This is a genomic window from Streptomyces sp. NPDC050759, assembly GCF_044456945.1.
GTDB lineage: Bacteria > Actinomycetota > Actinomycetes > Streptomycetales > Streptomycetaceae > Streptomyces.
The window spans coordinates 20306-46452 of the sequence record NZ_JBITGI010000027.1; the positions used below are offsets into that span (position 1 = coordinate 20306).

Genomic DNA, 26147 nt, shown 5'->3' on the forward strand with positions numbered 1-26147 from the left:
CGGCGCGACAGGCGCCGTAGCCGATCGATGGGACGGTGCCGGTGGCGCCGTGACGTAGGAAGGGCCGGTCACCTCGGGGTGGCCGGCCCTTCGGCGTGGGACGGGCCGGCGGACTTCTGCGGGCCTGTCAGTCGTCGTCCGGACGGGGAGCCCGGGAGCCGCCCAGTTCGACCGCCGTGCAGCGCCAGCGGAGGTCCTGGCCCTGTTCCAGGCGGAAGGCCATGGCGCGCAGCTGGTCGCCGGCACCGATCCGGGCGAAGGCCTCCACGGCGCCCGGTCGGGGGACGTAGTAGCCGATGTCCCGGACGACGGGGCGGGCGCCGCGGGTGCGCAGGGGGCCGCGTTCGGCGAGCCAGGCCAGTTCGTCGTAGGCGCGGCCCGCGGTGTGCCGGAGCATCGAGTGGACCGGGCGCTGACCGCTCAATACCGCGAGGAGGAGATCTGCGAAGAGGTCGGTGGGGCGGGGCTGGGGGACCAGCGGGCGGCGCGGGGCCTGGGACGGGACGACGGGGGCGGGACGGGTCCGGGTTCCTGTGGCGGGGCCTGCGGTGCGTCCGTCGGCGAGTGCTGCTGCGACGACGGTGGTGGGCGCGGAGCCGGCCGTAATGCTTGTGTCGGCGGTGGTTCCGGCTGTCCCGGGGCCTGACGTGGTGCTGCGACGCGGAGTTCCGGTGGTCGTGCCGTTCGGACCCGGGGTGCCGTGCGGGCGGGTGTCCGCGGGGCCCGTGCGGGCGCGCGGGCCGCTGCCGGGGGAACCCGGTGGGCGGCCGTCGCCCGGGGCGGTGCGCGGCGCGCTGCCGCCGGGAGTGCGGGGTGGCGTGCCGCTCGGGCGGCGGGAGTCGCGGCGAGCCGGCGGGCGGGTGCCGGGGTGGTGCTGAGCCCTGGTCATGACCTTGTTCATGGGATCCCCGTTCTGCGAGCCCGGGAAGTACCGGGCGGTAACTTTCGTTGGAGATCTTGTACGGGGCCGTGGACCACGGCGGCAAGGAAGCGACGGGCCGCGTCGGGTCGCCGGAATGTTCACCTATCAGGGTGGCCGGAGAGGGCGGAACCCCGTGACCCCGGGGATGGGGCGGGTGAATTCCGGGCCCGGGGTGGACGCCCGCCGAGGCGTGGGCAGGGACTCGAAAGGGGACGCCCGCACGTATCCTGAAGGCCTTCGCGGAGCCCTTCCGATCATGTTCTCCGACCACGAAAGCGGCCAGCCATGCGCGTCTACGTCCCCCTGACCCTCTCCGGTCTCGCCGAGGCGTACAAGACGGGTGAGCTGGGGGCCGGACCGCTCCTCGCCTACGCCGTCACGCCCGCCCTGCGCGAGTGGTACCTCTCCGACGACATCGAGGAGCTGGAGTACGCGGCACTGAACCGGGCCGCGCTGGCCTCGCTGCGGTTGCTCGCGGTGGACCCCGGGGCCGCGCGGCGCCGGGTCGTGGTGGCCGTCGACGTGGCCGACGGGGCAGCGGTCGCCGATCCCGACCGGGCGCTGGACCCCTCGGCGCTCGGTGAGGTGCGGGTGGCCGGGACGGTGAGGCTCGCCAAGGCGGCCGCGGTGCACGTCGACTCGGACGACGCGGAGGAGGACGTCACCGCCGCCGCCGACGCGCTGGAGGCGGCCGACGCCGGGGACGACGACGCGCAGTTCGTCGTGGACGGGGCCGAGGACCACGAACTGCTGTGGTACGCGACGCAGGAGATCCCGAATCTGGTGGGACTGGGCGGCTGAGCGCGATCCGTCCTGCCGGGCCGCCGCTTTACCCTCTTTGACCTGCTGGTCTCTTGATTGTCAGTGGGGGCGGGTACGTTTTTGGCATGGGGAAGCTGACAGGGGCGCACATCGTCTGGGACTGGAACGGCACGCTGTTCCACGACAACGACGCGATCATCGGAGCGACGAACGCGGCGTTCGGCGAACTCGGGCTCGCGCCGATCACGATGGAGCAGTACCGGGCGCTGTACTGCGTGCCGGTGCCGAAGTTCTACGAGCGGCTGCTCGGCCGGCTGCCCACCGACGCGGAGTGGGAGGTCATGGACGAGACCTTCCACCGGTACTACGCCGAGCACCGGGTGGGGTGCGGGCTCACCGACGGGGCGGTGGAGCTGCTCGCGGGATGGCGGTCGGCCGGGCACAGTCAGTCGCTCCTCAGCATGTACGTGCATGACGAGCTGCTGCCGCTGGTGCGGGGGTTCGGGATCGAGGCGCACTTCCTGCGGGTGGACGGGCGGACCGGGCCGTCCGGGGGGAGCAAGGCGGAGCACATGGAGCGGCATCTCTCCGCACTGGTGGGGGTCGAGGCGGCCCGGACCGTGGTGATCGGGGACGCCGCGGACGACGCGGTGGCGGCAATGCGGGTGGGGGCTCGGGCCGTGCTCTACACCGGGGGGTCGCACAGCCGGGCCAGTCTCGAGGTGGCGGGGGTGCCGGTGGTGGACACCCTGGCGGAGGCGGTTGCGGAGGCCGAGCGAATAGCGGCATGACGGTTCGCGCCAGTTCCGCGACCGCGATGGCATGCGGTACCCCGTCGGTCAGGTCACCGGTGCCTTCGCCCTGAGCACCTCCAGGAACTCACGCATCCAGGCCGAATGGTCCGGCCAGGCGCGGGAGGAGACCAGGGTGCCGTCGACCACCACCTCGGCGTCCTGGAAAGCGGCGCCGGCGGACTGCATGTCGGGTTCCAGGGCCGGATAGGCCGTGACGCGGCGGCCGCGGAGGCCGTCGATCGCGGCGGTGAGCAGGGGGCCGTGGCAGATCTGGGCGACCGGCTTGTCCGCGTCGAAGAACGACTTGAGGATCTTGCGGAGCTCGGGATCGTTGCGCAGGTACTCGGGGGCGCGGCCGCCGGGGATGACGAGGGCGGCGTACTGACCGGCGTCGACCTCGGCGAAGGCCAGGTCGGCGGGCCAGGTGTAGCCGGGCTTCTCGGTGTAGGTGTCGAAGCCGGGTTCGAAGTCGTGGACGACGAAGCGGAGCTTCTTGCGGGCGGGGGCCGCGATGTGGACCTCGTAGCCCTCCTCACGGAGGCGCTGGTAGGGGTACAGGACCTCCAGCGACTCTGCTGCGTCGCCGGTGACGATGAGGATTTTTACGGTCATGTCGGCAACGTGCACCGCGGAGCCGTGCTTGCCAAGAGGGTGTGCGAAGGGGAGGGAAGAAGGTCATGGCCTGGATGCGACGTGGGCACTGTGCAGAGTGTCAAAGTTCCACCCCCGGTTTTGTACACATACGGCTCATGACGACCCCCCTGTAAGGAGCGATAGCCTGGGTGGCGTGATCAGCGCGATAGTTCGCGGGGGCACTGTGGCCCCCGCCCTGCGCCCGGTGCGCACGGAACACCTCCGTGGCCGGGCGGCGGTCGCTGGTCCTCGCGGGCGGGACGGGGCCGTCAGGGCCCTCATGACGCCGAGTACACCCTCGTCACCGGCGCGGCAGAGAGCAGCGTCACACCTGGCGGGCGTGTCGAGAATGGCTGATATACCCCCGCTCATCTCACCTTGCGGCATAGCGTCTGAGCAGACCGGAGACCCCGGGCCGTGGCGTCGAGCCGCAGGGGAAGAGACCGTACTTCCTTCTACGTCACGCAACGGCGCGCGACAGGAGTCAGAGGACAATGCAGACCAAGCTGGACGAAGCCAAGGCCGAGCTGCTCGAGAGGGCCGCACGGGTAGCTGAGAACAGCCCGGCCGGGGGGCACCTACCGACTGGGACGACGGACGACGACACCCCCCGCACCCCGGACACCCCGGACAGCGAGACCGTCCTCGCGTTCCTCCAGCGCTACTACCTGCACACGGCCCCTGAAGACCTCACCGACCGCGACCCGGTCGACATCTACGGAGCCGCTCTCTCCCACTTCCGGCTGGGCGAGACGCGCCCGCAGGGCACGGCCAACGTGCGGGTGCACACGCCCACGGTGGAGGAGAACGGATGGACCTGCACCCACACGGTCGTCGAGGTCGTCACCGACGACATGCCCTTCCTCGTCGACTCCGTCACCAATGAGCTGACCCGGCAGGGGCGCGGCATCCATGTCGTCATCCACCCCCAGGTCGTCGTCCGCCGCGACCTCACCGGCAAGCTGATCGAGGTCCTCACCGCTCCGCCCTCCGCCGCCGACCTCCCGCACGACGCGCACATCGAGTCCTGGATCCACGTCGAGATCGACCGCGAGACCGACCGCGGTGACCTGAAGCAGATCACCGCCGACCTGCTGCGCGTCCTGTCCGACGTCCGGGAGGCCGTCGAGGACTGGGAGAAGATGCGGGACACGGCCCTGCGCATGGCCGACGAACTGCCCGCCGAGCCCGTCGCCACCGATCTGCGCGGCATGGAGATCGACGAGGCCCGCGAGCTGCTGCGCTGGCTGGCCGCCGACCACTTCACCTTCCTCGGCTACCGGGAGTATCAGCTCAGGGAGGACGACTCCCTCGCGGCAGTCCCCGGCACCGGCCTCGGCATCCTGCGCTCCGACCCGCAGCACGCCGGCGAGGAGGGCCACCCGGTCAGCCCGTCCTTCGAGCGGCTGCCCGCCGACGCCCGCGCGAAGGCCCGCGAGCACAAGCTGCTCGTGCTGACCAAGGCCAACAGCCGGGCGACGGTGCACAGGCCGTCGTATCTCGACTACATCGGTGTCAAGAAGTTCGACGCAGACGGCAATGTCGTCGGCGAGCGGCGCTTCCTCGGACTGTTCTCCTCCGCCGCCTACACCGAATCGGTGCGCCGGGTTCCGGTCATTCGGCGCAAGGTGGACGAAGTGCTCGAAAGGGCCGGTTTCTCGCCCAACAGCCACGACGGCCGCGACCTGCTCCAGATCCTGGAGACCTACCCGCGCGACGAGCTCTTCCAGACCCCGGCCGACGAGCTGGAGTCCATCGCCACCTCCGTCCTGTACCTCCAGGAGCGGCGGCGGCTGCGCCTCTATCTGCGCCAGGACGAGTACGGCCGCTACTACTCGGCCCTCGTCTACCTGCCCCGTGACCGCTACACCACCGGCGTCCGCCTCAGGATCATCGACATCCTGAAGGAGGAACTCGGCGGCATCAGCGTCGACTTCACCGCCTGGAACACCGAGTCGATCCTGTCCCGGTTGCACTTCGTGGTCCGCGTTCCGCAGGGCACCGAGCTGCAGCAGCTCAGCGACAGCGACAAGGAGCGCATCGAGGCCCGCCTGGTCGAGGCCGCCCGCTCCTGGGCCGACGGCTTCGCGGAGGCACTCAACGCCGAGCTCGGCGAGGAGCGCGCCGCCGAGCTGTCGCGCCGCTACGGCAGCGCCTTCCCGGAGGGCTACAAGGCCGACCACACTCCGCGCTCCGCGGTCGCCGACCTCATCCACCTGGAGCGGCTCGGCGAGGAGAACGACTTCGCGCTCAGCCTCTACGAGCCGGTGGGCGCCGCCCCCGAGGAGCGCCGCTTCAAGATCTACCGCAAGGGCGACGCCATCTCCCTGTCCGCCGTGCTGCCGGTCCTCAGCCGGCTCGGCGTCGAGGTGACGGACGAGCGGCCCTACGAACTGCGCTGCTCCGACCGCAGCATCGCCTGGATCTACGACTTCGGCCTGCGCATGCCCAAGTCGCAGAACGGCGGCGGCGATTATCTCGGCGACGACGGCCGCGAGCGCTTCCAGGAGGCCTTCGCCGCCACCTGGACCGGCAAGGCGGAGAACGACGGCTTCAACGCCCTGGTGCTGAGCGCCGGCCTGGGCTGGCGGCAGGCGATGGTGCTGCGGGCGTACGCCAAGTACCTGCGCCAGGCGGGCTCGACGTTCAGCCAGGACTACATGGAGGACACCCTCCGCAACAACGTGCACACCACCCGGCTGCTCGTCTCCCTGTTCGAGGCCCGGATGTCGCCGGACCGCCAGCGCGCAGGGCACGAACTCGTGGACGCCCTCCTCGAGGAGCTCGACGCGGCCCTCGACCAGGTGGCCTCGCTGGACGAGGACAGGATTCTCCGCTCCTTCCTGACCGTCATCAAGGCGACCCTGCGCACCAACTTCTTCCAGGAGGCCGCGGGCGGCAAGCCGCACGGCTACGTCTCCATGAAGTTCGACCCGCAGGCCATCCCCGACCTCCCGGCCCCGCGCCCGGCGTTCGAGATCTGGGTCTACTCGCCGCGCGTCGAAGGCGTGCACCTGCGCTTCGGCAAGGTCGCGCGCGGCGGTCTGCGCTGGTCCGACCGGCGTGAGGACTTCCGCACCGAGATCCTCGGCCTGGTCAAGGCGCAGATGGTGAAGAACACCGTCATCGTGCCGGTCGGCGCCAAGGGCGGCTTCGTCGCCAAGCAGCTGCCCGACCCGGCCGTCGACCGGGACGCATGGCTGGCCGAGGGCATCGCCAGCTACAAGACGTTCATCTCGGCGCTGCTCGACATCACCGACAACATGGTGGCCGGTGAAGTCGTCCCGCCCGCCGACGTCGTACGGCACGACGAGGACGACACCTACCTGGTCGTCGCCGCCGACAAGGGCACCGCGACCTTCTCGGACATCGCCAACGGGGTGGCCGAGCAGTACAACTTCTGGCTCGGCGACGCCTTCGCGTCCGGCGGCTCGGCCGGCTACGACCACAAGGGCATGGGCATCACCGCCCGCGGTGCCTGGGAGTCCGTCAAGCGGCACTTCCGGGAGCTGGGCGTCAATACACAGGCCGAGGACTTCACGGTCGTCGGCATCGGCGACATGTCCGGTGACGTGTTCGGCAACGGCATGCTGCTCTCCGAGCACATCCGCCTGGTCGCCGCCTTCGACCACCGGCACATCTTCATCGACCCGAAGCCCGACGCGGCCACCTCCTACGCCGAGCGTCGCCGTATCTTCGAGCTCCCGCGCTCCAGCTGGGCCGACTACACCACCGAGCTGATCTCGGCGGGCGGCGGCATCTTCCCCCGCACCGCCAAGTCCATCCCGGTCAACGCTCACATCCGCGAGGCCCTCGGCATCGAGGGCAAGGTCGCCAAGATGACCCCGGCCGATCTGATGAAGGCGATCCTCAAGGCGCCGGTGGACCTGCTGTGGAACGGCGGCATCGGCACTTACGTGAAGGCCTCCACCGAGACCCACGCGGACGTCGGCGACAAGGCCAACGACCCGATCCGCGTCGACGGCGCCGACCTGCGGGTGCGGGTCGTCGGCGAGGGCGGAAACCTGGGACTGACCCAGCTCGGCCGGATCGAGTTCGCGCTGCACGGCGGGAAGATCAACACCGATGCCATCGACAACAGCGCCGGTGTGGACACCTCCGACCACGAGGTGAACATCAAGATCCTCCTCAACGGCCTGGTCGCCGAGGGCGACATGACGGTCAAGCAGCGCAACAAGCTGCTCGCCGAGATGACGGACGAGGTCGGCCGCCTGGTCCTGCGCAACAACTACGCGCAGAACACCGCCATCGCCAACGCGCTCGCCCAGTCCAAGGACATGCTCCACGCCCAGCAGCGCTTCATGCGCCACCTGGTGCGCGAGGGCCACCTCGACCGGGCCCTGGAGTTCCTGCCCACCGACCGCCAGATCCGCGAACGCCTCGGCGCCGCACAGGGCCTGACCAGCCCGGAGACGGCCGTCCTGCTGGCGTACACGAAGATCACGGTCGCCGAGGAGCTGCTGCACACCTCGCTGCCGGACGACCCCTATCTGCGCGGCCTGCTGCACACGTACTTCCCGACCGCGCTGCGCGAGAAGTTCCCCGAGCACATCGACAACCACCCGCTGCACCGCGAGATCACCACGACCGTCCTGGTCAACGACACGGTCAACACCGGTGGTACGACCTATCTGCACCGCCTGCGCGAGGAGACCGGCGCCTCGCTCGAGGAGATCGTCCGGGCGCAGACCGTGGCCCGCGCCATCTTCCGCTCCGGCGTGGTGTGGGACGGGGTCGAGGCCCTCGACAACCAGGTCGAGGCCGCCGTACAGACCCGGATCCGGCTGCACTCGCGCCGACTGGTCGAGCGCGGCACGCGCTGGCTGCTCAACAACCGGCCGCAGCCGCTCCAGCTCGCCGAGACCGTCGAGTTCTTCGGCGACCGCGTCGAACAGGTGTGGTCGCAGCTGCCGAAGCTGCTGCGGGGCGCCGACCTGGAGTGGTACCAGAAGATCTACGACGAGCTGGCCGGCGCCGGCGTTCCGGACGAACTCGCCACGCGCGTGGCCGGGTTCTCCTCCGCCTTCCCGACGCTGGACATCGTCTCGGTGGCCGACCGCATGGACCGCGACCCGATGGACGTCGCCGAGGTGTACTACGACCTCGCCGACCGCCTCCACATCACCCAGCTCATGGACCGCATCATCGAGCTGCCCCGCGCCGATCGCTGGCAGTCCATGGCCCGCGCCTCCATCCGTGAGGACCTCTACGCGGCCCACTCGGCGCTGACCGCGGACGTCCTGGCCGTCGGCAACGGCACCTCGACCCCCGAGCAGCGCTTCAAGGCCTGGGAGGAGAAGAACGCCCCGATCCTGAGCCGGGCGCGCACCACCCTGGACGAGATCCAGGGCTCGGAAGCGTTCGACCTGGCCAACCTGTCGGTGGCGATGCGCACCATGCGGACGCTGCTGCGGCAGCATTCATAAGTGAGCGGCAGCATTCATCAGTGATACGACGACGAGGGCGCCCGGAACCGTGAAGTTCCGGGCGCCCTCGTCGTCGTATGAGCGAAAGCCGTGGGTCAGGGCCGGTTCAGGCCGCGACCTTCGTCTTCGCCTTGTCGGGGCCGCCCGTGAAGTCCTCGTAGGCCGCCAGGACCTCGTCGGTCGGGCCGTCCATGCGCAGTTCGCCGCGCTCCAGCCAGAGCACCCGGTCGCAGGTGTCGCGGATCGACTTGTTGCTGTGGCTGACCAGGAACACCGTGCCCGCGGTCTCGCGCAGCTCGCGGATGCGGGCCTCGGAGCGCTTCTGGAAGGAGCGGTCGCCGGTGGCGAGAGCCTCGTCGATGAGCAGAACGTCGTGGTCCTTGGCGGCGGCGATGGAGAAACGCAGGCGGGCCGCCATGCCGGAGGAGTAGGTGCGCATCGGCAGGGTGATGAAGTCGCCCTTCTCGTTGATCCCCGAGAAGTCGACGATCTCCTCGTAGCGGTCCCTGACCTGCTCGCGGGACATGCCCATCGCGAGCCCGCCGAGGTAGACGTTGCGCTCGCCGGTGAGGTCGTTCATCAGGGCCGCGTTGACGCCGAGGAGGGAGGGCTGGCCGTGGGTGTAGATACGGCCGTTCTCCACCGGGAGCAGACCCGCGACCGCCTTGAGCAGGGTCGACTTGCCGGAGCCGTTGGTGCCGATCAGTCCGACCGCCTCGCCCTTGTAGGCGACGAACGACACGTTCTTGACGGCGTGCACCTTGCGTACGCCCGCTGCCTTCTCGACCTGGCCCCGGCGCATCATGCGGTTGAGGGCGGCGGTGGCGGAGCCCCTGCCCGCGCCGGTGCCGTTGACGCGGTAGACGATGTCCACGCCGTCGACGACGACGGTGGGGATCTTGTCGTTCTCGATGTCAGCCACGGCCGTACGTCTCCTCAGCCTTCCAGAAGTAGATGAAGCCACCGACGCCGGCGACCAGCGCCCAGCCCACCGCGAGCGCCCACACGTGGTGCGGCAGCTGGCTTGCGTGGAAGCTGTCGATCAGGGAGTAGCGCATCAGGTCGATGTAGACGGCGGCCGGGTTGGCCTGGAGGACGGGGACCACCCAGGACGGCCAGTCGTGGTGGCCCTTGGCCAGCTTGTCGATGCTCCACATCACGCCGGAGACGTACATCCAGGTGCGCAGGACGAACGGCATCAGCTGCGCGATGTCCGGCGTCTTGGCGCCCATCCGCGCCATGATCATCGAGACGCCCGCGTTGAACGTGGACTGAAGGACCAGCGCCGGGATCGCCAGCAGCCAGGACGCGGCGAGGGGCACACCGAAGCAGAGCAGGATGACGACCAGGGCGGCCATCGAGAAGAGCAGTTGCTGCAGCTGCTGGAGGGCGAACGAGATCGGCAGCGCGGCCCGCGGGAAGTGCAGGGCGCGCACGAGGCCGAGGTTGCCGGAGATCGCGCGGGTGCCCGCCATGATCGAGCTCTGCGTGAACGTCCAGATGAACACGCCCGTGACCAGGAACGGGACGTAGTCCGGCACGTTCCTCTTGGTGCCCAGCAGCACGCCGAAGATGAAGTAGTACACCGCCGCGTTCAGCAACGGGGTCATGACCTGCCAGACCTGGCCCAGCTTCGCCTGGCTGTACTGCGCGGTGAGCTTGGCGGTCGAGAACGCGGTGATGAAGTGGCGCCGCGCCCACAACTGGCGGACGTACTCCGGCAGCGAGGGACGGGCGCCGCTGACCGTGAGACCGTGCCGGGCGGCCAGGGCCGCGAGGTCGTCGTCGGTCGGAGGCGCTGTCGGGGGCGGTGTGTCGAGGACCTGGCTCACATCCGCTGCTTTCACTCGGGGGGTGGGGGTGGTGCCGCGTGCGGCCGGGGCCGCCCGTCATCCGACGTTTCCTTACGTGACTCTTCACGTTCTCTTACGTCGGGACGGGACCGTATCGTCGCAACGTGAGCGTAGGACGAGTGAGCGTCGGAACGCAACCGTTTCGTCGCGACGGATGACGATGGAACGTAACCGTATCGTCGTGACGCGACCCCTCGTGACGCGCCGCGTCGGGACGCACCCGTTTCGTCGCGGCGCACGCGCGTCGGGACGGGACCGTTTCGTCGCTACGCCCTATGCTGGTCCGCATGACGACCAACGCCGACGCGCCGCCGACCCGTCCGCGCCGCCGTGCCCCGGCAGGAGCCGCCGTCCTCCGTGAGGATGTGACGGAAGCCATTCGAGCGGCCGTCTTCGAGGAGCTCGCGGCCGCCGGGTACGCACGGATGTCGATCGAGGGCATCGCGCGCCGCGCGGGCGTCGGCAAGACCGCGGTCTACCGCCGCTGGCGTTCCAAGCTGCACCTGGTCCTCGACGTCGTCTCGGAGATCGCGGTGATGGGCCTGCCGGTGCCGGACACGGGCTCGCTCGAGGACGACCTGCGGATGCTGTACGAGGTGACGTCCCGGGCGCTGCGCCACCCGGTGGCCTCGCAGATCATCCCGGACCTGCAGGCCGAGGCGGCCCGCAATCCCGAGATCGCCGAGGCCCTGCAGAACGCGCTGCAGAAGGGTCAGGAGGGCGTCGCCAGCAAGATCATCACGGCGGCGGAGCAGCGCGGGGAGCTCCGCACGGGCTTCAACGACGAGCTGGCCCTCGATCTGATCTCCGGCCCCCTGTACTGGCGCTCCGTGGTGATCCGCAGCCCGAAGCTGCCGAAGGGATATCTCGCGGCACTCGCGCGCGCGACCACGGAGGCGCTGAAGGCGCTCTGAGCCTGCCTCAGCGACTGTGGCCGGTATGCCGCGCCGCACGCAGGGCGAGGAGTTCCGGGGCGAGCACCCGGATCCGGCCGCCGCCGTTCTCCGTGGGGCCGACGATTCCGTCCCGCCGGAGCCGGGACAGCGCACGGTTGACCGTGACGCGGGTGACTCCCAGCAGGTCGGCGAGTTCGCGCTGACCGCCGGGGAGGGGGACGTGGCCGTCGGTTCCGTCCCGGCCGAGCTCGTCCAGCAGCCAGGCCGCGAGGCGGGCCTCGCAGGGGAGGGTGGCCGTGTCGGTGAGTCGTTCCTGCTGGGCGCGGGCCTGGGCGGCGAGGAGCCGGAAGACGTGGGCGCGCACGGTCGCGGAGTCGTCGAGCAGGGTGGTGAAGCGGCCGCGTGGGACGGCCCGTACGGCGCATGGGGTGAGCGCGGTGAAGGTGGCCGTGTGGCCGGCTCCGTCGAGCAGCGCGACTTTGTCGAGGGCGCAGGGGCCGGACCACGTTCCGAACCGTATGACGCGTCCGGCGGTGGTCGTGGCGGACGCGGACGCGGTGCCGTCGAGCAGGACGAGCAGATGGTCGGCGGGGGTGCCTTGGCTGCGCAGGATCTCGCCGGGGGCGTAGCGGCGGGGGACCGAGGACTCCCACAGGCGGCGCAGGTCGGCTTCGGGGAGCGTGGCGAACAGCGGGACGCCCCGCAGGCGCCGCCAGTCGGGCGCGGACATGACGGCTCCTCTCCTCGCTGTATCGGCTGATACAGACCTGTGCGGGGGGCTGAGCCTAACGTCGGTCGCGTCGGCCTGTTGCCCTGGAAAGGGGACCTTGTGCTTGTCGTGGAACTCGCCTTCACGCCCGCGCCCGAACGCCTTGCCGCCCGACCCGCTCACCGCGAGACGCTCGGCCGCCTGCATGCCGAGGGGAAGCTGTTCGCGGCGGGGCCGTGGCAGGACGACCAGGGGGCGATGCTGCTGTTCGCGGTGGAGCGGGCGGAGCTGCAGGAGATTCTGGAGGCGGACCCGTACTACCGGCGCACACCGGGAGTCGAGGTGCGCGCCATTCGGGAGTGGGCGCCGATACTCGGTGTCAGCCGATGAGGCGATGGGTGAGGTTCGCCAAGTCGGACGTTCTCAGTACCCGGTCGGCGAAACCCGGCAGGGGTACGTGCAGGGGTGCTGTCCAGCGCTCCGGGACGTCTGCGAGGCCGTACACCGCTCCGGCCAGGGCGCCCGTCACCGCTGCCACCGTGTCCGTGTCGCCGCCCAGGTCGATCGCGGCGCGTACGGCCGTCTCGTACGAGGTCGTCGTGCGCAGGGCCCAGACCGCGGAGCCCAGGCAGGGCCATACGGCGCCGTTGAACTCCGTGGCCAGGTCCGGATGCCAGTCGGTGGCCAGGACGGTGGCGTAGCGCGGGCGGTGCTCCGGGTGGACCGCGTCGAGGGTGGCCTCCACGGCGTCCAGCGGGTCGTCACCGGCGAGGGCCACCCGTATCAGCTCGTGGAAGACGGCCGTGCCCTCCCAGGCCGCCCGGTCGCCGTGGGTGAGGGCGGCCAGCCGGCGGGCGGCGTCCATGGTGGCCTCGCGGCCGTGGGGGGCGAAGTGCACGGCGGACGGGGCCGCTCGCATCAGCGCTCCGTTGCCTGCGGCTCGCTGGTTCACCTGGAAGTGGAGTGCGGCGGCGGTGTCCCAAGGGTCGCCGCTGCTCAGCACGGCCTCGGTCTGGAGGCCGATGTCCTTCGGCTCCGCCGCCGCCCACCGCTGGAACCGCCGAAAGATGTCCGGGAGTTCGAGCCCGTCGCACTCCACCAGGGACTCGGCGACCAGGACCGCCATCTGTGTGTCGTCGGTCGCCTCGCCCGGGTCCCAGCCGCCGCCTCCGCACATCTCGCTGCCGTGCCCCGGCTCCGGAAAGCGGTCGGAGAAGGCACCCTCCGGCCCGAACTCGAAGGGGGCGCCCAGCGCGTCCCCCACGGCCGAGCCGATGACGGCGCCCAGGGCGCGCTCTGTGCGAACGACCATCCACGCAGGCTAGTCCCGAGCGGTTACGGCCTTCCGCGCGGGTCGGCCCCGGTCTGCAACGCACCCCCGCGCGGGTCGGCCCCGAGGGTGGGCCGTCCGCGCAGGCAAGCCCTCGTGCGACCCCCGGTGCCGCACACGGCCGTTACGGTCCGTACCGCGGTTCCGGAGGTCGGGTTGGGTTCCTGGACCTACTCGATGACGAGGTCGACCTCGATGTTGCCGCGCGTGGCGTTGGAGTAGGGGCAGACCTGGTGGGCCTGCTCGACGAGCTTGCGGCCGGTCTCCGCGTCCACGGAGTCGGGCAGCTCGACACGGAGGGCGACCTTGAGGCCGAAGCCCTCGCCCTGCTTGCCTATGCCGACCTCGGCGGTGACGGCGGCGTCGCTGACGTCCACCTTGGCCTGGCGGCCGACGACACCGAGGGCGCTGCCGAAGCAGGCGGCGTAACCGGCGGCGAACAGCTGCTCCGGGTTGGTGCCCTGTCCGTTGCCGCCCAGCTCCACCGGCGGGGCCAGCGCGACGTCGATCTTGCCGTCGTTCGTGTAGGCCCGGCCGTCGCGGCCGTGGGTGGCGGTGGCGACAGCGGTGTAGAGCGCGTCCATGAAAGACCATCCCTCTCGAAGTCTGTTCCGGCGGCTCCGCGGCCGCCTCACGGTTACAAGTAGAGCACACAATTCAATTGCACACAACTAAATGGCCCGCAAGAGCTATCCTGGAGCCATGACCACGCCACCGACCGCCACCGACTGGCTCCGCCTCGACCAGCAGATCTGCTTCTCCCTGAACGCGGCCTCGCGCGCCTTCGGCAGCGTCTACCGCGTGATCCTCAAGGATCTGGGGATCACCTACCCGCAGTACCTGGTGATGCTGGTGCTGTGGGAGCACGGCGACCTGCCCGTCAAGAAGCTCGGCGAGCACCTGCGGCTCGACTCGGGCACCCTGTCCCCGCTCCTCAAGCGACTGGAGACGGCCGGCCTGGTCCGGCGCGAGCGCAGTGCCCGCGACGAGCGCTCGGTGGACGTACGGCTCACCGAGGAAGGCGTCGCCCTGCGCGAGCGCGCGGTGCAGGTACCGCGCAGGATCGCCTCCGCGACCAGCTTCGACATGGACGAGATCCGCGACCTGCGGGCCCGCCTGGACCAGCTCACCTCGGCCCTGGACGCGGCGGTGCACGCGGAACTGCCGAACGAGGCCTGACCGGACTGACACCTACCGAGATTCAGCCCGACCGCCTGGTTCACTGATACGTGGACACGGGTCAACCGAAGAGGGGACGGCCGTACATGACCTGGCTGATCACCGGTGGCGCCGGTTACATCGGGGCGCACGTCGTGAGGGCGATGACCGAGGCGGGCGAACAGGCGGTCGTGTACGACGACCTGTCCACCGGCATCGCCGAGCGCGTGCCGGCCGACGTGCCGCTGGTGGTGGGCTCCACGCTGGACGCCGAGCGGATCGCGCACACCCTGGCCGACCACGAGGTCACCGGCGTCGTCCACCTAGCGGCGAAGAAGCAGGTCGGAGAGTCGGTGGAGCTGCCGCTGCACTACTACCGGGAGAACGTCGAGGGCCTGCGCGTCCTCCTGGAGGCGGTGACGGCGGCCGGGGTCTTCTCCTTCGTGTTCTCGTCCTCCGCGGCGGTGTACGGCATGCCGGACGTCCCCCTGGTGACGGAGGAGACCCCGTGCGCGCCGATGTCCCCGTACGGTGAGACCAAGCTGGCCGGTGAGTGGCTGGTCCGCGCGACCGGCCGCGCGACAGGCCTCTCCACGGCCTGCCTCCGCTACTTCAACGTGGCGGGAGCGGCGAGCCCCGAGCTGGCCGACACGGGCGTCTTCAACATCGTCCCGATGGTCTTCGAGAAGCTCACGGCCCACGCGGCCCCGCGCATCTTCGGCGACGACTACGACACCCCCGACGGCACCTGCGTCCGCGACTACATCCACGTCGCCGACCTGGCCGAGGCCCATGTGGCCGCCGCCCGCGCCCTGCAGTCATCCCCCGGCCGCGACCTCACCGTCAACATCGGCCGCGGCGAGGGCGTCTCCGTCCGCGAGATGATCGACCACATCAACGCCCTCACCGGCTACGACCGTCCCCCGACGGTCACTCCCCGCCGTCCCGGAGACCCGGCCCGCGTCATCGCCTCGGCCGACCTGGCAGCCACCGAACTCGGCTGGAAGGCCAAACACGACGTCCAGGACATGATCACGTCGGCCTGGGAGGGCTGGGTACGGCTGCATCCGGAGGCGGCCCGGGGCTAGGGCGGGCGCTCAGGAACGGAGCCGGCGCCCCGGTCGTCCCACCGGGCGCCAGGTGGACGGACGGGTCGGTGTGGGACGGGACGGGCTGGACGGCATGGGGACCCCTTCTAGTGGGTCTCGGTGGTCGCGGGAAGGGGCACGGTGGCCAACGGGAAGCGGTCGAGCGCCGCCGCCGCAGACGGCACCGGGTGGCGCTCGGCGAGCGGGATCACTGGTGGCAACTCGGTCTCGCCCAGGACGACATGGCGTACGACCCGCTCGGCGGCGCGGCCGTCGTCGTACGGGCAGAAGCGCGCTCGGAACGCCGAGCGCAGCTGGGTGGAGCGGGAGCCGCGCCAGTGGCCGCTGGCGAAGATGTCGGTCAGTTCGTCCTCGCTGCGCGCGACCGCGCCCGGCGCGAAGGACCGCAGGTCGAAGTAGGTGCCGCGGGCCGCCTCGTACGCCTCGTGGTCGTCGGCGTGGATCACGATCGGGCGGTCGAGATTGGCGTAGTCGAACATCAGGGACGAGTAGTCGGTGACCAGGGCGTCCGAGGCCAGACACAGGGACTCGACGCTCGGGTGGTCGCTGACGTCGATGACCCGGCCGGTCGCGGGGGAGACGAGCGGGCCGCCGTGGCGGTGGTGGGCGCGGGCCAGCACGACGAAGCGGGGGCCCAGCCGGCGCAGGAGGCGGTCCAGGTCGAGGGTGGTGCGCTGGGTGCGGCGGTAGTCGCGGTGGGTCGGCGCGTACAGGATCGCGACCGACCCCTCGGGAACGCCGAGGGACTCGCGCAGCCGCCGTACGTCCGCCGAAGTCGCCCGCTGGAACACGTCGTTGCGGGGATAGCCGTAGGGGAGCACGGTGTAGCCGCCGGGGTAGACGCGTTCCCAGGTCAGGGTGGTGTGGCGGTTGGGGGACAGGAGGTGGTCCCACTGGTCGACACCGCGCAGCATCTCGTCGAAGTCCAAGTCCCTTGCGGCCGCCGGGCGTTCCTGGAGGTCCAGCCCCATGTGCTTGAGAGGCGTGCCGTGTTGGGTCTGGACGAGGACCTGGCCCGGGCGCTTGACCAGACGGCGGTCGAAGTCGGTGTTGTTCACCAGGTACTTGGAGCGGGCGAGCGCCGTCCAGTAGGCGGCCGTGCCGGGGCGCAGCCTGAGCGTCGCGGTCGGGATCGTGTGGTGGTGCTCGGGACGGGCGATCCACGCGGTGCGGAGGTGCGGGGCGAAGGTGCGGAACGCCTCCTCCAGCGCGCCCGGGTTGCAGCCGTGGCCGCGCCCCCCGTACGCGGCGAAGACGGCCCGGTCCTCGCGCACGGGGAGGCACAGCTGGACGCGGTAGTGGAGCCGGAGGGCCGCCGCGCGCAGGGCCCTGGCGAGGCGGACGACCGGCCCGGTGGCCAGCCGCCCGAGCCGCCGGGCCAGTTCCACGACCCGGCAGGTGCGGTACAGGCCCAGGCGGATCACCTTGTGGCGCGGCCAGGAGCGCACCGGGACCGGGTGGCCGGGGATGCGGTGGGCGCGGTAGTGGTCGCGGGCCCGGCGCAGGAACTCGGCGCGGCTGCCGCGCGGGAGACGGTCCCGGTCGGCGAACACCGCCCAGAGCTCGTCCACCATGCGGCGGAACAACACCGACCGCCACCGCGCGAGTTCGGGGCGCGAGTCGATGTGGGCGAAGACCCTGTCGTACTGGTCGAAGATGTCGAAGTGGCCGGTCGTTTCGAGGGCCCGGCTCCGCCGGCGCTGCCGGTGGTGGACGCAGACCCGGTCCAGGGTGGCGATCGACTCGGCGGTCATCAGGACCGGGTAGGTCCAGGGCGTGTCCGCGTGGTGGCCGGACGGGAAGGCGAAGCCCCCGCTGTCCACGAACTCCCTGCGGTATGCCTTGTTCCAGGCCGCCGTCGGTGCCCGCAGCAGCCCCGGCCGGCCCTCCAGGAGGAAGGGGGCCGGGCCCTGCTCGGTGAGCTGCCCCATGGAGGCGTTGCGGACGGTCTCGCCCGACCAGGGGGCGAGCGCGTGGTCGTAGAGCAGGACGTCCGGTTCGCCGGTCTCCTTCAGCCGGTCGGCGATCGCCCGCAGTGCGTGCGGGGTGAGGGTGTCGTCGCCGTCGAGGAGGACCAGGTAGTCGCCCGTCGCCTCCGCGATCCCCGCGTTGCGGGCGGGACCGAGCCCCTTGTTCCGCGCCAGGTGGACCGCCCGGACGCGTGGATCGCGGGCCGCGAACTCGTCGGCGATCTCGCCGCACGCGTCCGGCGAGAGGTCGTCGACCACGATCAGTTCCAGATCCTCGTACGACTGTGACAGCACCGATTCCAGGCATGCGGGCAGATACGCCTGAACCTTGTACGCGGGGACGATGACACTGAACCTGGGCACGGCACCTCCATGGGTTCGGCGCGGAAGTTCTGCCCGGGAACGCCCCAAGGAGGAGCTTGGTTACGGTCTGTACGGCATTCGGGCGAACGTGAAGGGGCGGACCGGTATCGGTCCGCCCCTTCAAGTCGGCTGTCGTGCGGGCTACTTGACCGCGCCCGCCATCACGCCGGACACGAACTGCCGCTGGAACGCGAAGAACACGAGCAGCGGGATCACCATGGAGATGAACGCGCCCGGTGCCAGGACGTCGACGTTGTCGGCGAAGGCGCGCATCTGGGTCTGCAGGGCGACCGTGATCGGCTGGCTGTCGGCGTCCGTGAACACCAGGGCGATCAGCATGTCGTTCCACACCCACAGGAACTGGAAGATGCCCAGGCTCGCGATCGCTGGCGCGCCGAGCGGCAGCACCACCCTGGCGAACAGGCGCAGTTCACCCGCGCCGTCGAGCCGTGCCGCCTCCAGGAGTTCGCGGGGGATCTCCGCGAAGAAGTTCCGCAGCAGGAACACCGCGAAGGGCAGACCGAAGCCCGTGTGGAAGAGGATCACCCCGAAGATGTTGCCGAACAGGCCCAGCTTGCCGAAGAGTTCGGCGATCGGGATCAGCGCCACCTGCACCGGCACCACCAGCAGACCGACCACGCCCATGAACCACCAGTCGCGGCCCGGGAATTCCATCCACGCGAACGCGTAGCCCGCGAGCGCGCCGATGACGATCACCAGGACCGTCGCCGGGACCGTGATCAGTACGGTGTTGACGATCGAGCCGGTGATGTCGCTGTTGTGGAGCAGCTTGTCGTAGCTGTCGAAGGTCATCTGGGACGGCTCGGTGAAGACCTTCCACCAGCCCGTCGCGGCGAGGTCCTCCGGGGTGCGCAGCGAGGAGATCAGCAGCCCGATCGTCGGCACCAGCCAGAACAGGCCGACGAGGACGAGGACGACGCTGATCAGGCCGCCGCTGACGCGTTCGACGAGCCGTGAGCCGAGCGACTGCTTCGCCTTCACCCCGTCGGCCGCCGCCGTCTCGGGAAGCCTTTCGGCCTGAGTGGTCATCGCCGTACCTCCCGCCTGAGCCGACGAATGTTGAACCACATCACCGGGATCACCAGCAGCAGCAGGAACACCGAGATGGCGCTCGCGATACCCGGCTGGTCCTCGGCGAAGCCCTTGCGGTACAGCTCAAGCGCGAGGACGTTCGCGTCGTCCTGCGAGGAGCCCGGAGGGATGATGAAGACCAGGTCGAAGATCTTCAGGACGTTGATCATCAGGGTCACGGTGACGACCGCGAGCACGGGTGCCAGCAGGGGGACCGTGACCCTGCGGAAGACCTGCCACTCGCTCGCGCCGTCGACCCGGGCGGCCTCCAGGAGTTCGCGGGGGATGCCCGCGAGCCCGGCCGCGATCAGCACCATCGCGAAACCGGCCCACATCCAGATGTACGACCCGATGATCGCCGGCGTCACCAGCGACGGGCCGAGCCAGTCGATCCCGTTGTAGGCCTCCTTGAAGTTGCTCGCCGGAAGCCGCAGTTGGGCCCCGTCGGCCTTCTCCGAGAAGGAGAACGTGCCGTCGTCCCCGGCCTTCGCCGTCTCGACGACCTTGCCGTCCTTGACCGCCTCGATCTTCATGCCGGGATAGCCGAGTTCGGTCGGGTCCACCCCGCCGAGCTTGCCGACGCCCTTGCCACGGGTGAAGTCCTGCCAGGTCGTCCCGGTGATCCGGCCCGGGTCGGCCTGGGGTGCCACGGCCTTCTTCGCGTCGCCGGGCATCTGGTCCGGGGCGACACCGACCAGGGGCAGGGTGATGGTGCCCCCGGTGTGGACGGTCGTCTTGGTGATGAAACCGCCCCCCTGAGCCACCAGCGGCGAGTTCCGGCCCGGGTGGGCCTTGGGGAACGCCGAGGACTGCGCGAACGTGTCGTGCACGCCCACCCACACCGCGTTCGCGAACCCCTTGTCCGGGTCCTGGTCGTAGACGAGCCGGAAGATGATGCCCGCCGCCAGCATCGAGATCGCCATCGGCATGAAGACGACCAGCTTGAACGCCGTTCCCCAGCTCACCCGTTCGGTCAGCACCGCGAAGATCAGACCGAGCGCGGTGGAGATCGTCGGCGCGAACACCACCCAGATGATGTTGTTCTTCAGGGCCGTGCGGATGCCGTCGTCGGTGAACAGCGCCTTGTAGTTGTCGATTCCGGCGAAACCGTCACCGGACTGGTCGTAGAAGCTGCGGACGAGCGAGTACCCGATCGGGTAGACCACGAGCGCGCCCAGCAGCACGAGAGCGGGCAGCAGGAACAGCACTGCCACGGTCCTGCGCGTGCCGGTCACGCTCTTGCGCGACTTGGGGGAGGCAGGGGCCGGAGGGGCCCCTGCCTCGGTGGCCGAGGTCATCGCGTCAGTTCCCGTAGGCGGCCGCCGCTGCGGCCTCCAGCTTCGCCTGGGTGCCCGCGACGTCCTTCGGGTTCGTCAGGAAGTCCTGGAGCGCCTTCCACTCGCCCTTGCCGGGGGTGCCGCCGAAGGCCTGCGGGGCCTGGTCGGACATGTCGAAGCGGAAGTCGTCACCCGATTCGATCAGCGCCTTGGCGATCTTCTGCTGCACCGGGTTCGGATACGAGGAGATGTCCACGCTCTTGTTCGGCGAGAGATAGCCGCCCAACTTGGCCTGGATCGTCGCCGCGTCGGGCGAGGCCAGGAAGGTCGCCAGCGCCTGCGCCGCCTTGGAGTCCTTCAGGATCACGGCGGCGTCGCCACCGGAGACCACGGGGGCGGTGTCGCCGACCTTCGGGAACGGGAACACCTTCGCGTCCGTGCCGACCTTCGCCTTGGCCGTCTGGATGTTGACCTGCGCGAAGTCGCCCTCGTAGACCATCGCCGCCTTGGGCTGGTCGCCGCCGGTGAAGGTCTGCGTCACCGAGGCCGGGAAGTCCGTCTGCAGCGCGCCCTTCGCGCCGCCCGCGACATAGTCCTTCTTGCCCCACACCTGGGCCAGCGTGGTCAGCGCGTCCTTCACGGACGGGTCCGTCCACTTGATCTCGTGCTTGGCCAGCTGGTCGTACTTCTCCGGGCCCGCCTGGGAGAGATAGATGTTCTCGAACCAGTCCGTCAGGGTCCAGCCCTCGGCGCCGCCGACGGAGAACGGGGTCACACCCGAGTCGTAGACCGTCTGGGCGGTGGTGAGCAGTTCGTCCCAGGTCTTCGGCTCGGTGGCGCCCGCGTTCTCGAAGACCTTGGCGTTGTACCAGATCAGGGATTTGTTGGCGGCCTTGTAGTAGACGCCGTACTGGGTGTCGCCGATCTTGCCGATGTCCTGCCAGCCCTGCGAGTAGTTCTTGGCGAGCTCGGCCTTGGCCTCGGTGCCGAGGGGCTTGGCCCACTTCTTGTCCACGGCCTGCTTGATGGCACCCGGCTGCGGGAGCATCGCGATGTCCGGCGGCTGGCCGCCCGCGACCTTCGAGCCGAGGAAGTTGATGATCGGGTCCTGCGCGGGCACGAACGAGACCTTCGCGCCGGTGCGCTTCTCGAACTCCGCGAGGACCTTCTTGAAGTTGGCCTGCTCCTCGCCGCTCCATACGGCGGCGACCTGGAGGTTCTGACCGTTCAGCTTGGGCAGGGTGAGGCTGGTGCCGGTCTCCTTGCCGCCTGTCGCGCCCGTGTCACTGCTCTTGTCGTCGTCTCCGCCGCATGCGGCGAGCGACAGGGCGAGGGCTGCCGCGAGGGCGGCGGCCGCCGTTTTCGCGGAAGCCCTGTTCGCTGACCTGGGCTTCCGGTTGGTGCTGCTCGTGCTACGCATCACGACCCCGTTCTTCGTTCCTCGTCGAACGTTCGAGGGCTGTCCCGTGCGAACTGGTCTACGCCGGGGGAACGAGGTCGGCAAGTGGGCGTCCGCTGTCAACCGGAAGATCGTGATGCCGTCGTGACCAGTGCCGGTGCGTTGCGGCACGCGTCAGTGGGGGGCGGTGCCCCCGGATCCCTTCACGTCTTAGAGCAGCGACGGGACCTCTGCTGCTGCGACTTCCCTCGCCGCCCGTTCCAATGCACTTGCCAGCAGGGCGAGATCCGTCGGGCCGTTGCCCAGTTCCCGGACCGGGCGGCGGGCCGGTGGGTCGCCCATGCGTTCCCATTCCAGGGGGACGACCGTGGGGCGGAGGGTGGCCGTCCGGGGGATGCGGCCGGTGACCCGGCCGGCCTGGAAGGCCGTGACCCGGCCGTCGGACCAGGTGAGCCGGCCGCGGCCGGGAGCCGGTTCGTCCGGCCCGGTGGCCGGGGTGTCCAGGGTGACGCGGAGGGTGGCCCGGCGGGCCGCTTCGGACTCCGCCGTACGGCCGCCCGGGCCGGTCGCGGCCACCAGGTGGACGCCCAGGCGCTCGCCCTCGCGGGACACCGCCTCCAGCGCGCGTATGACGGAGCCGGCGGCCGGCCTGCCGGGGGAGCCCAGGGGCGGGGAGACCAGCGCGTCCAGGTCGTCCACGATCACGACCAGACGGGGGAGCGGGGGTGCCGTCTCCGTCTGTCGGCGGGCCGCCGCCGGACGCAGCCGGATCGTGGAGCTGGGCGGGGAGTCCAGGTCGCCGGCGGCCGGGTCGCCGGGGGTGCCTGTCGTGCCCCGCGGATGCGCCGCGCGCTGGGCGACCATACGGCCCGACAGCTCCCGGCCGGTGTGCCACTCCGCGAAGTCGGAGCGGCCGAGCAGCTCCGCGCGCCGCTTCAGCTCGGCGCTCAGGGACTGGGCGAACTCCCGCATGCGGACCGGGTCGTTGGCGGTGAGGTGGGTGGTCACATGCGGCACGTCCGTGCACACCCGCAGGCCCTCGCCGTGACCGCCGCCCCCGGCGCTCACGCTGTCCCGGCCGTCCATCAGGACGATGCTCAGCCGGTCGGGGCGCTCGGCCGCGGCCAGTGAGGCGACGACCGCCCGCAGCAGTTCCGTACGGCCGCTGCCCGCGGGGCCCTCGATCAGCAGGTGCGGGCCCTCGGCCACGAGGTCGGCGCAGACCGGGCCGCGCGGTCCGGCCCCCAGCACCGCCCACGCCCGGCCGCCGAGTGACTCCGGGTCGTCGGCCGCGTCCGCCCAGCGGGTCATCAGCGACGGCGGGGTGGCCCGGGCCAGCCCCAGCTCGTCCAGCAGCCGCGCCGCCTGGGGCAACGGCGAGGACACGCGCGCGTGCCCCCCACCGGCGGTGCCGTCCGTACGCAAGGGCGCCAGTGCGCGCGCGAACCGCTCGGCCCAGGCCGCGGAGACGGCGTCCACGGCGGCGACGGTGCCGTGGCCGACGGGGGCGGGGGTGGGGTCGGCGGTCAGGTGGAGGGTGTCGGCGTCGGCGCCGGTGCGAGCGTCGGCGCGCGTGCCGGTGGGGTGGGCCTTGGTGCCGGTGCGGGAGATGTCCGCCTGGCGTGCGTCGGCCGGGGACGTGGTGGTTCCGGGGTGGGAGGTGCCGGTGGCCGGGCGTCCGGGCTCGGGGCGGTCGCCGGACGGTGCCGCACCGGGGCCGTCGGTCTCGATGCCCGCCCGCGCGGGAACCCCCGCCCGCGCCACCCGCGTCAGCCGCAGTGCCGTCGCCACGTCCCCGCTGAGCAGGCCGACCGCGCCGCACTCGCGGAACGTCGGGGCCACCGCGCACGCCGCCTCGTAGGTGTCCGTCACCGGGGACGCCGGGGAGGCCGGGGCCGTCTCGGCCAGGCACACGACGTGGATGCCGGCCAGGGGGCCCTCCGCAGCCAGCCGCGCCACGGCCTTGCGCAGGTCGGCGCCGCCGGGATCGCCGTCCACCACGACCACGGTGTACGGCCCCGGGAAACCGCCGCTCGTCTCGTCCTCCGCGTCCTCGCGCGCCCAGGAGGGCCGTCGGGCGGTGGTGCGGAGGCGGTCCGGCGGGGCGGCGGAGCGGGCCGCCGGGATCGTCCTGCGGGCCGGTGCGGCCTGCGCGTCGGACAGGTGGTCGTCCAGGCGCCGCAGAAGTTCGTCGGTGCGGGCCGCTGCCTGCTCGCGGTCATGGGCGAGCAGGAGGCGGCAGTCCTGGCCGTGACCCGGGCGGACATGGGGGAGCCAGCCGAGCCAGGACCACTCGGTGGTGCGCTCTCGCGCGGGCCGGGAGCGGTCCGCGCTGATCAGGACGATCTCCAGGGTCTCGGGCGCGTGCAGGGCGGCCAGCTGGGCCACCACCGCGCGGGCCAGCCCGGCGAGCCGCGCGCGCGGACCGGCGAGGCCCAGTGCACCGACCTCGCGCAGATCCGCGGTGACCGGAACGGCCGGCAGCAGCCCCGAGCCGTCGGGCGCCGCACGGTCGGCGGTGCCCAGCCGCACGGTGAGCGCCTCCGGATGCCCGGGCCCGCGCTCCCACAGCCGCGCGCCGGGACCCAGCGCCGTCAGCAGCAGGGCCGCCGGGTCGGGCCAGGCCTCGGGCGCCTGGGTGGCGGCGGGCGATGGAACCGCGGTGACGGGCGCGCTCTCCTCGTCGTACGCCTCGTCCCGCCCGGGCGTCTCCTGCTCGCTCCGCCCTCCGGTCAGCCGCCGGGCCCACGCGGACAGCCCACCACGGCGCCGCACGCCGTGCGGTACGTCGGTTCCGCGCAGGGGGGTGCCCTTGCGGCGGCCGGTCGCGGGGGCGTCGGGAGCCGAGGGCAGGTCCTGGCCGGTTGCGGGAGGCGGGAGGACTGCGGTGGTGCGCGTCACTTCGAAGGAGCCGACCCCGGACCGGCCGCCGTGGGTGTCCCCGCCGGGGCCCCTGCCGTGCCCGTGGCCCGGGTCGTCGGAGACCGCTCCGGCGGCGCTCCGGGGGTTGTCGTCGGTGTCGGGGCGCCCGCCGTCGGGTTCGTCCCGGCGCTCGATCCGGGGCGCACCGCCCTGCTCCGGCACGACGGCCCGCGGCTCTGCGGGGCCGTGGCCCTGTCCTCCCGTGCCCTCGGGGCCTCCGCCCGAGGCGCCCCAGCCCGCCGAGCCGTAGGTGTGATGGGTCCGGTCGGTGGGCGACCGGGGTGAGGTGTCGCCACTGCCACTGCCACTGCCACTGCCTTCACGCGTGCGTGCCGAGCCCTCGGCCGGCCCCGCGTCCGAGGACGGCGCGGACCTGTCGGCCCCGGCCCTTTCCGACACCCTGCCGCGCGCGCGTGGCAGGGGCTGGGCCTGTCCGGGGGCCGAGCCGGAGGCACTTCCGCCGTCCTCGCGGGTTCCTGCCACTCCACGCCCCTGGACCGCATCCGACGACGGGTACCCGGCCGAGCCGGACCCCGAGGTGGTCTCCGAGCCCCGGCGGGCCCCGGTCGCGCTCGGCCCCTGACCACCGTTGCCCGGCCCGCCGGCCGCTTCCGACCCCTGCCCGTTCCCGCCCGGCGCGTACCCGGCTCGGCCGGTCCGGCCGGACCGGGTGGCGGCATCCGAGCCCCCCGGCCCCTGCTGGTCGCCCGCCACGGGCCCGCCCTCGACGGAGGTCACCCGCACGTGGCCCTCGCCGTCAGGTTCCGTCCCGAGCCGTCGCCCCCCGCTCGGTGACAGGCGCAGCACCGACTCGCCGATCCTCAGCAGTGCCCCCGGAGGGAACCGGACCGGGCGGGTGCCCACGCGGGTGCCGTCCAGGGTCGTGCCGTTCGTGGAGTCGAGGTCGGCCACCGAGACGCGGCCGTCGGCGGCGACCGTGACCGCGCAGTGCAGGCGGGAGACGTCCGGGTCGTCCAGCGGGACGTCGGCGTCGGCGGAGCGGCCGATGTGGATCTGGCCGCCGTGCAGCAGATGGACGCCGCCGGCGTCGGGGCCGGCGACCACGTGGAGCTGGGTGGGGGCGTCGTCGAGCTCGGGGTGCGGCTCGGGGGCCGCCGGGGCGCCCAGGGACAGCACGGCGCCGTCGATCAGCGGTGGCTCGCCCAGGGTGGCTCGCTGGGTGTCGAGCCGCTCCCCGTCCGCGTACAGCACGACCGGGCCGCCCCCGCGCTCGGCTTCGCCCGCGCGGGAGGTGCCCCCGTCCGCCGGGACCGCCGAGGCGAGTGCCGTCGCCACCGCGGCCAGCGCTGTGCCGACGGGCGCCGTGACCAGCACGTCACAGCTCGTGGCGCGGCCCCGGGCGCGGTCGGGCGGACCCAGCGGGTCTACGACGGTCAGCCGGATCTGCATCGCCGTCAGCGGTCCCTTCTGCGCGGACGAGTTCGCGCACCAGCACGCGCCCAAGTTCGTCGGCCTTGACGGTAGGCATCCTCGCACCTGCCACTGACAAC

General features: G+C 71.5%; 19 protein-coding genes. 7 read left to right on the top strand and 12 right to left on the bottom strand.

Annotated features, from left to right (window positions below; genetic code table 11):
- Nucleotides 1-127: 127 nt before the first annotated feature.
- Nucleotides 128-901 (bottom strand): Rv3235 family protein, encoded by a 774-nt coding sequence (locus ACIBJB_RS44405; RefSeq protein ID WP_398939859.1) that lies wholly within the window; start codon nt 899-901, stop codon nt 128-130.
- Nucleotides 902-1207: 306 nt separating this feature from the next.
- Here ACIBJB_RS44405 and ACIBJB_RS44410 point away from each other — a divergent pair, with 306 nt between their 5' ends.
- Both ACIBJB_RS44410 and ACIBJB_RS44415 read left to right on the top strand, forming a co-directional pair.
- A complete protein-coding gene (locus tag ACIBJB_RS44410) occupies nt 1208-1723 on the top strand; it encodes a DUF6912 family protein (protein ID WP_398939860.1) in 516 nt (171 codons plus the stop codon).
- 86 nt (nt 1724-1809) lie between these two features.
- On the top strand, nt 1810-2475 hold the full coding sequence (locus ACIBJB_RS44415; RefSeq protein ID WP_398939861.1) for an HAD family hydrolase: 666 nt from the start codon (nt 1810-1812) through the stop codon (nt 2473-2475).
- 48 nt (nt 2476-2523) lie between these two features.
- On the opposite strand, the gene ACIBJB_RS44420 is transcribed toward ACIBJB_RS44415, so the two are convergent.
- Entirely contained in the window at nt 2524-3090 is a 567-nt protein-coding gene (locus tag ACIBJB_RS44420; protein ID WP_398939862.1) for a DJ-1/PfpI family protein, read from the bottom strand.
- A gap of 515 nt (nt 3091-3605) precedes the next feature.
- Between ACIBJB_RS44420 and ACIBJB_RS44425 the strand changes: the two genes are divergently transcribed.
- Complete coding sequence (locus ACIBJB_RS44425; RefSeq protein ID WP_398939863.1) at nt 3606-8558, top strand: NAD-glutamate dehydrogenase; 4953 nt, start codon at nt 3606-3608, stop codon at nt 8556-8558.
- Nucleotides 8559-8664: 106 nt separating this feature from the next.
- Here ACIBJB_RS44425 and ACIBJB_RS44430 read toward each other — a convergent pair whose 3' ends face one another.
- Both ACIBJB_RS44430 and ACIBJB_RS44435 read right to left on the bottom strand, forming a co-directional pair.
- On the bottom strand, nt 8665-9480 hold the full coding sequence (locus ACIBJB_RS44430; RefSeq protein ID WP_398939864.1) for an ABC transporter ATP-binding protein: 816 nt from the start codon (nt 9478-9480) through the stop codon (nt 8665-8667).
- Nucleotides 9473-10390 (bottom strand): ABC transporter permease, encoded by a 918-nt coding sequence (locus ACIBJB_RS44435; protein ID WP_398939865.1) that lies wholly within the window; start codon nt 10388-10390, stop codon nt 9473-9475. The genes ACIBJB_RS44430 and ACIBJB_RS44435 overlap by 8 nt, the downstream gene beginning before the upstream one ends.
- 296 nt (nt 10391-10686) lie before the next feature.
- On the opposite strand from ACIBJB_RS44435, the gene ACIBJB_RS44440 reads away from it, so the two are divergent.
- Nucleotides 10687-11325 (top strand): TetR/AcrR family transcriptional regulator, encoded by a 639-nt coding sequence (locus ACIBJB_RS44440; RefSeq protein WP_328638989.1) that lies wholly within the window; start codon nt 10687-10689, stop codon nt 11323-11325.
- 7 nt (nt 11326-11332) lie between these two features.
- Here ACIBJB_RS44440 and ACIBJB_RS44445 read toward each other — a convergent pair whose 3' ends face one another.
- The gene (locus ACIBJB_RS44445; protein WP_398939866.1) at nt 11333-12037 is read right to left on the bottom strand and encodes a Crp/Fnr family transcriptional regulator; all 705 of its coding nucleotides are present in this window, start codon (nt 12035-12037) and stop codon (nt 11333-11335) included.
- A 99-nt stretch (nt 12038-12136) separates the two neighbouring features.
- Between ACIBJB_RS44445 and ACIBJB_RS44450 the strand changes: the two genes are divergently transcribed.
- Nucleotides 12137-12406: a YciI family protein gene (locus tag ACIBJB_RS44450; RefSeq protein WP_398939867.1), complete on the top strand. Its 270-nt coding sequence runs from the start codon at nt 12137-12139 to the stop codon at nt 12404-12406.
- Here ACIBJB_RS44450 and ACIBJB_RS44455 read toward each other — a convergent pair.
- Nucleotides 12396-13328 carry an ADP-ribosylglycohydrolase family protein gene (locus tag ACIBJB_RS44455; RefSeq protein WP_398939868.1) on the bottom strand — a complete coding sequence of 311 codons (933 nt, stop codon included), beginning with the start codon at nt 13326-13328 and terminating at the stop codon, nt 12396-12398. The genes ACIBJB_RS44450 and ACIBJB_RS44455 overlap by 11 nt on opposite strands.
- 188 nt (nt 13329-13516) lie before the next feature.
- On the bottom strand, nt 13517-13930 hold the full coding sequence (locus ACIBJB_RS44460; protein WP_062050787.1) for an organic hydroperoxide resistance protein: 414 nt from the start codon (nt 13928-13930) through the stop codon (nt 13517-13519).
- Between the two features lie 118 nt (nt 13931-14048).
- Here ACIBJB_RS44460 and ACIBJB_RS44465 point away from each other — a divergent pair, with 118 nt between their 5' ends.
- Together ACIBJB_RS44465 and galE are read left to right on the top strand one after the other, a co-directional pair.
- Nucleotides 14049-14525: a MarR family winged helix-turn-helix transcriptional regulator gene (locus tag ACIBJB_RS44465; protein ID WP_398939869.1), complete on the top strand. Its 477-nt coding sequence runs from the start codon at nt 14049-14051 to the stop codon at nt 14523-14525.
- Between the two features lie 86 nt (nt 14526-14611).
- Nucleotides 14612-15592: a UDP-glucose 4-epimerase GalE gene (galE, locus tag ACIBJB_RS44470; RefSeq protein WP_398939870.1), complete on the top strand. Its 981-nt coding sequence runs from the start codon at nt 14612-14614 to the stop codon at nt 15590-15592.
- Nucleotides 15593-15699: 107 nt separating this feature from the next.
- On the opposite strand, the gene ACIBJB_RS44475 is transcribed toward galE, so the two are convergent.
- From ACIBJB_RS44475 to ACIBJB_RS44495, 5 genes are all read right to left on the bottom strand, one after another.
- Entirely contained in the window at nt 15700-17946 is a 2247-nt protein-coding gene (locus ACIBJB_RS44475) for a CDP-glycerol glycerophosphotransferase family protein (RefSeq protein ID WP_398939871.1), read from the bottom strand.
- A 141-nt stretch (nt 17947-18087) separates the two neighbouring features.
- Nucleotides 18088-18996: a carbohydrate ABC transporter permease gene (locus ACIBJB_RS44480; RefSeq protein ID WP_280858022.1), complete on the bottom strand. Its 909-nt coding sequence runs from the start codon at nt 18994-18996 to the stop codon at nt 18088-18090.
- The gene (locus ACIBJB_RS44485; RefSeq protein WP_398939872.1) at nt 18993-20336 is read right to left on the bottom strand and encodes a carbohydrate ABC transporter permease; all 1344 of its coding nucleotides are present in this window, start codon (nt 20334-20336) and stop codon (nt 18993-18995) included. Before ACIBJB_RS44485 ends, ACIBJB_RS44480 begins: the two co-directional genes overlap by 4 nt.
- A 4-nt stretch (nt 20337-20340) precedes the next feature.
- Nucleotides 20341-21735 carry an ABC transporter substrate-binding protein gene (locus ACIBJB_RS44490; RefSeq protein WP_398939873.1) on the bottom strand — a complete coding sequence of 465 codons (1395 nt, stop codon included), beginning with the start codon at nt 21733-21735 and terminating at the stop codon, nt 20341-20343.
- Nucleotides 21736-21924: 189 nt separating this feature from the next.
- Entirely contained in the window at nt 21925-26046 is a 4122-nt protein-coding gene (locus tag ACIBJB_RS44495) for an FHA domain-containing protein (protein WP_398939874.1), read from the bottom strand.
- Nucleotides 26047-26147: the final 101 nt, after the last annotated feature.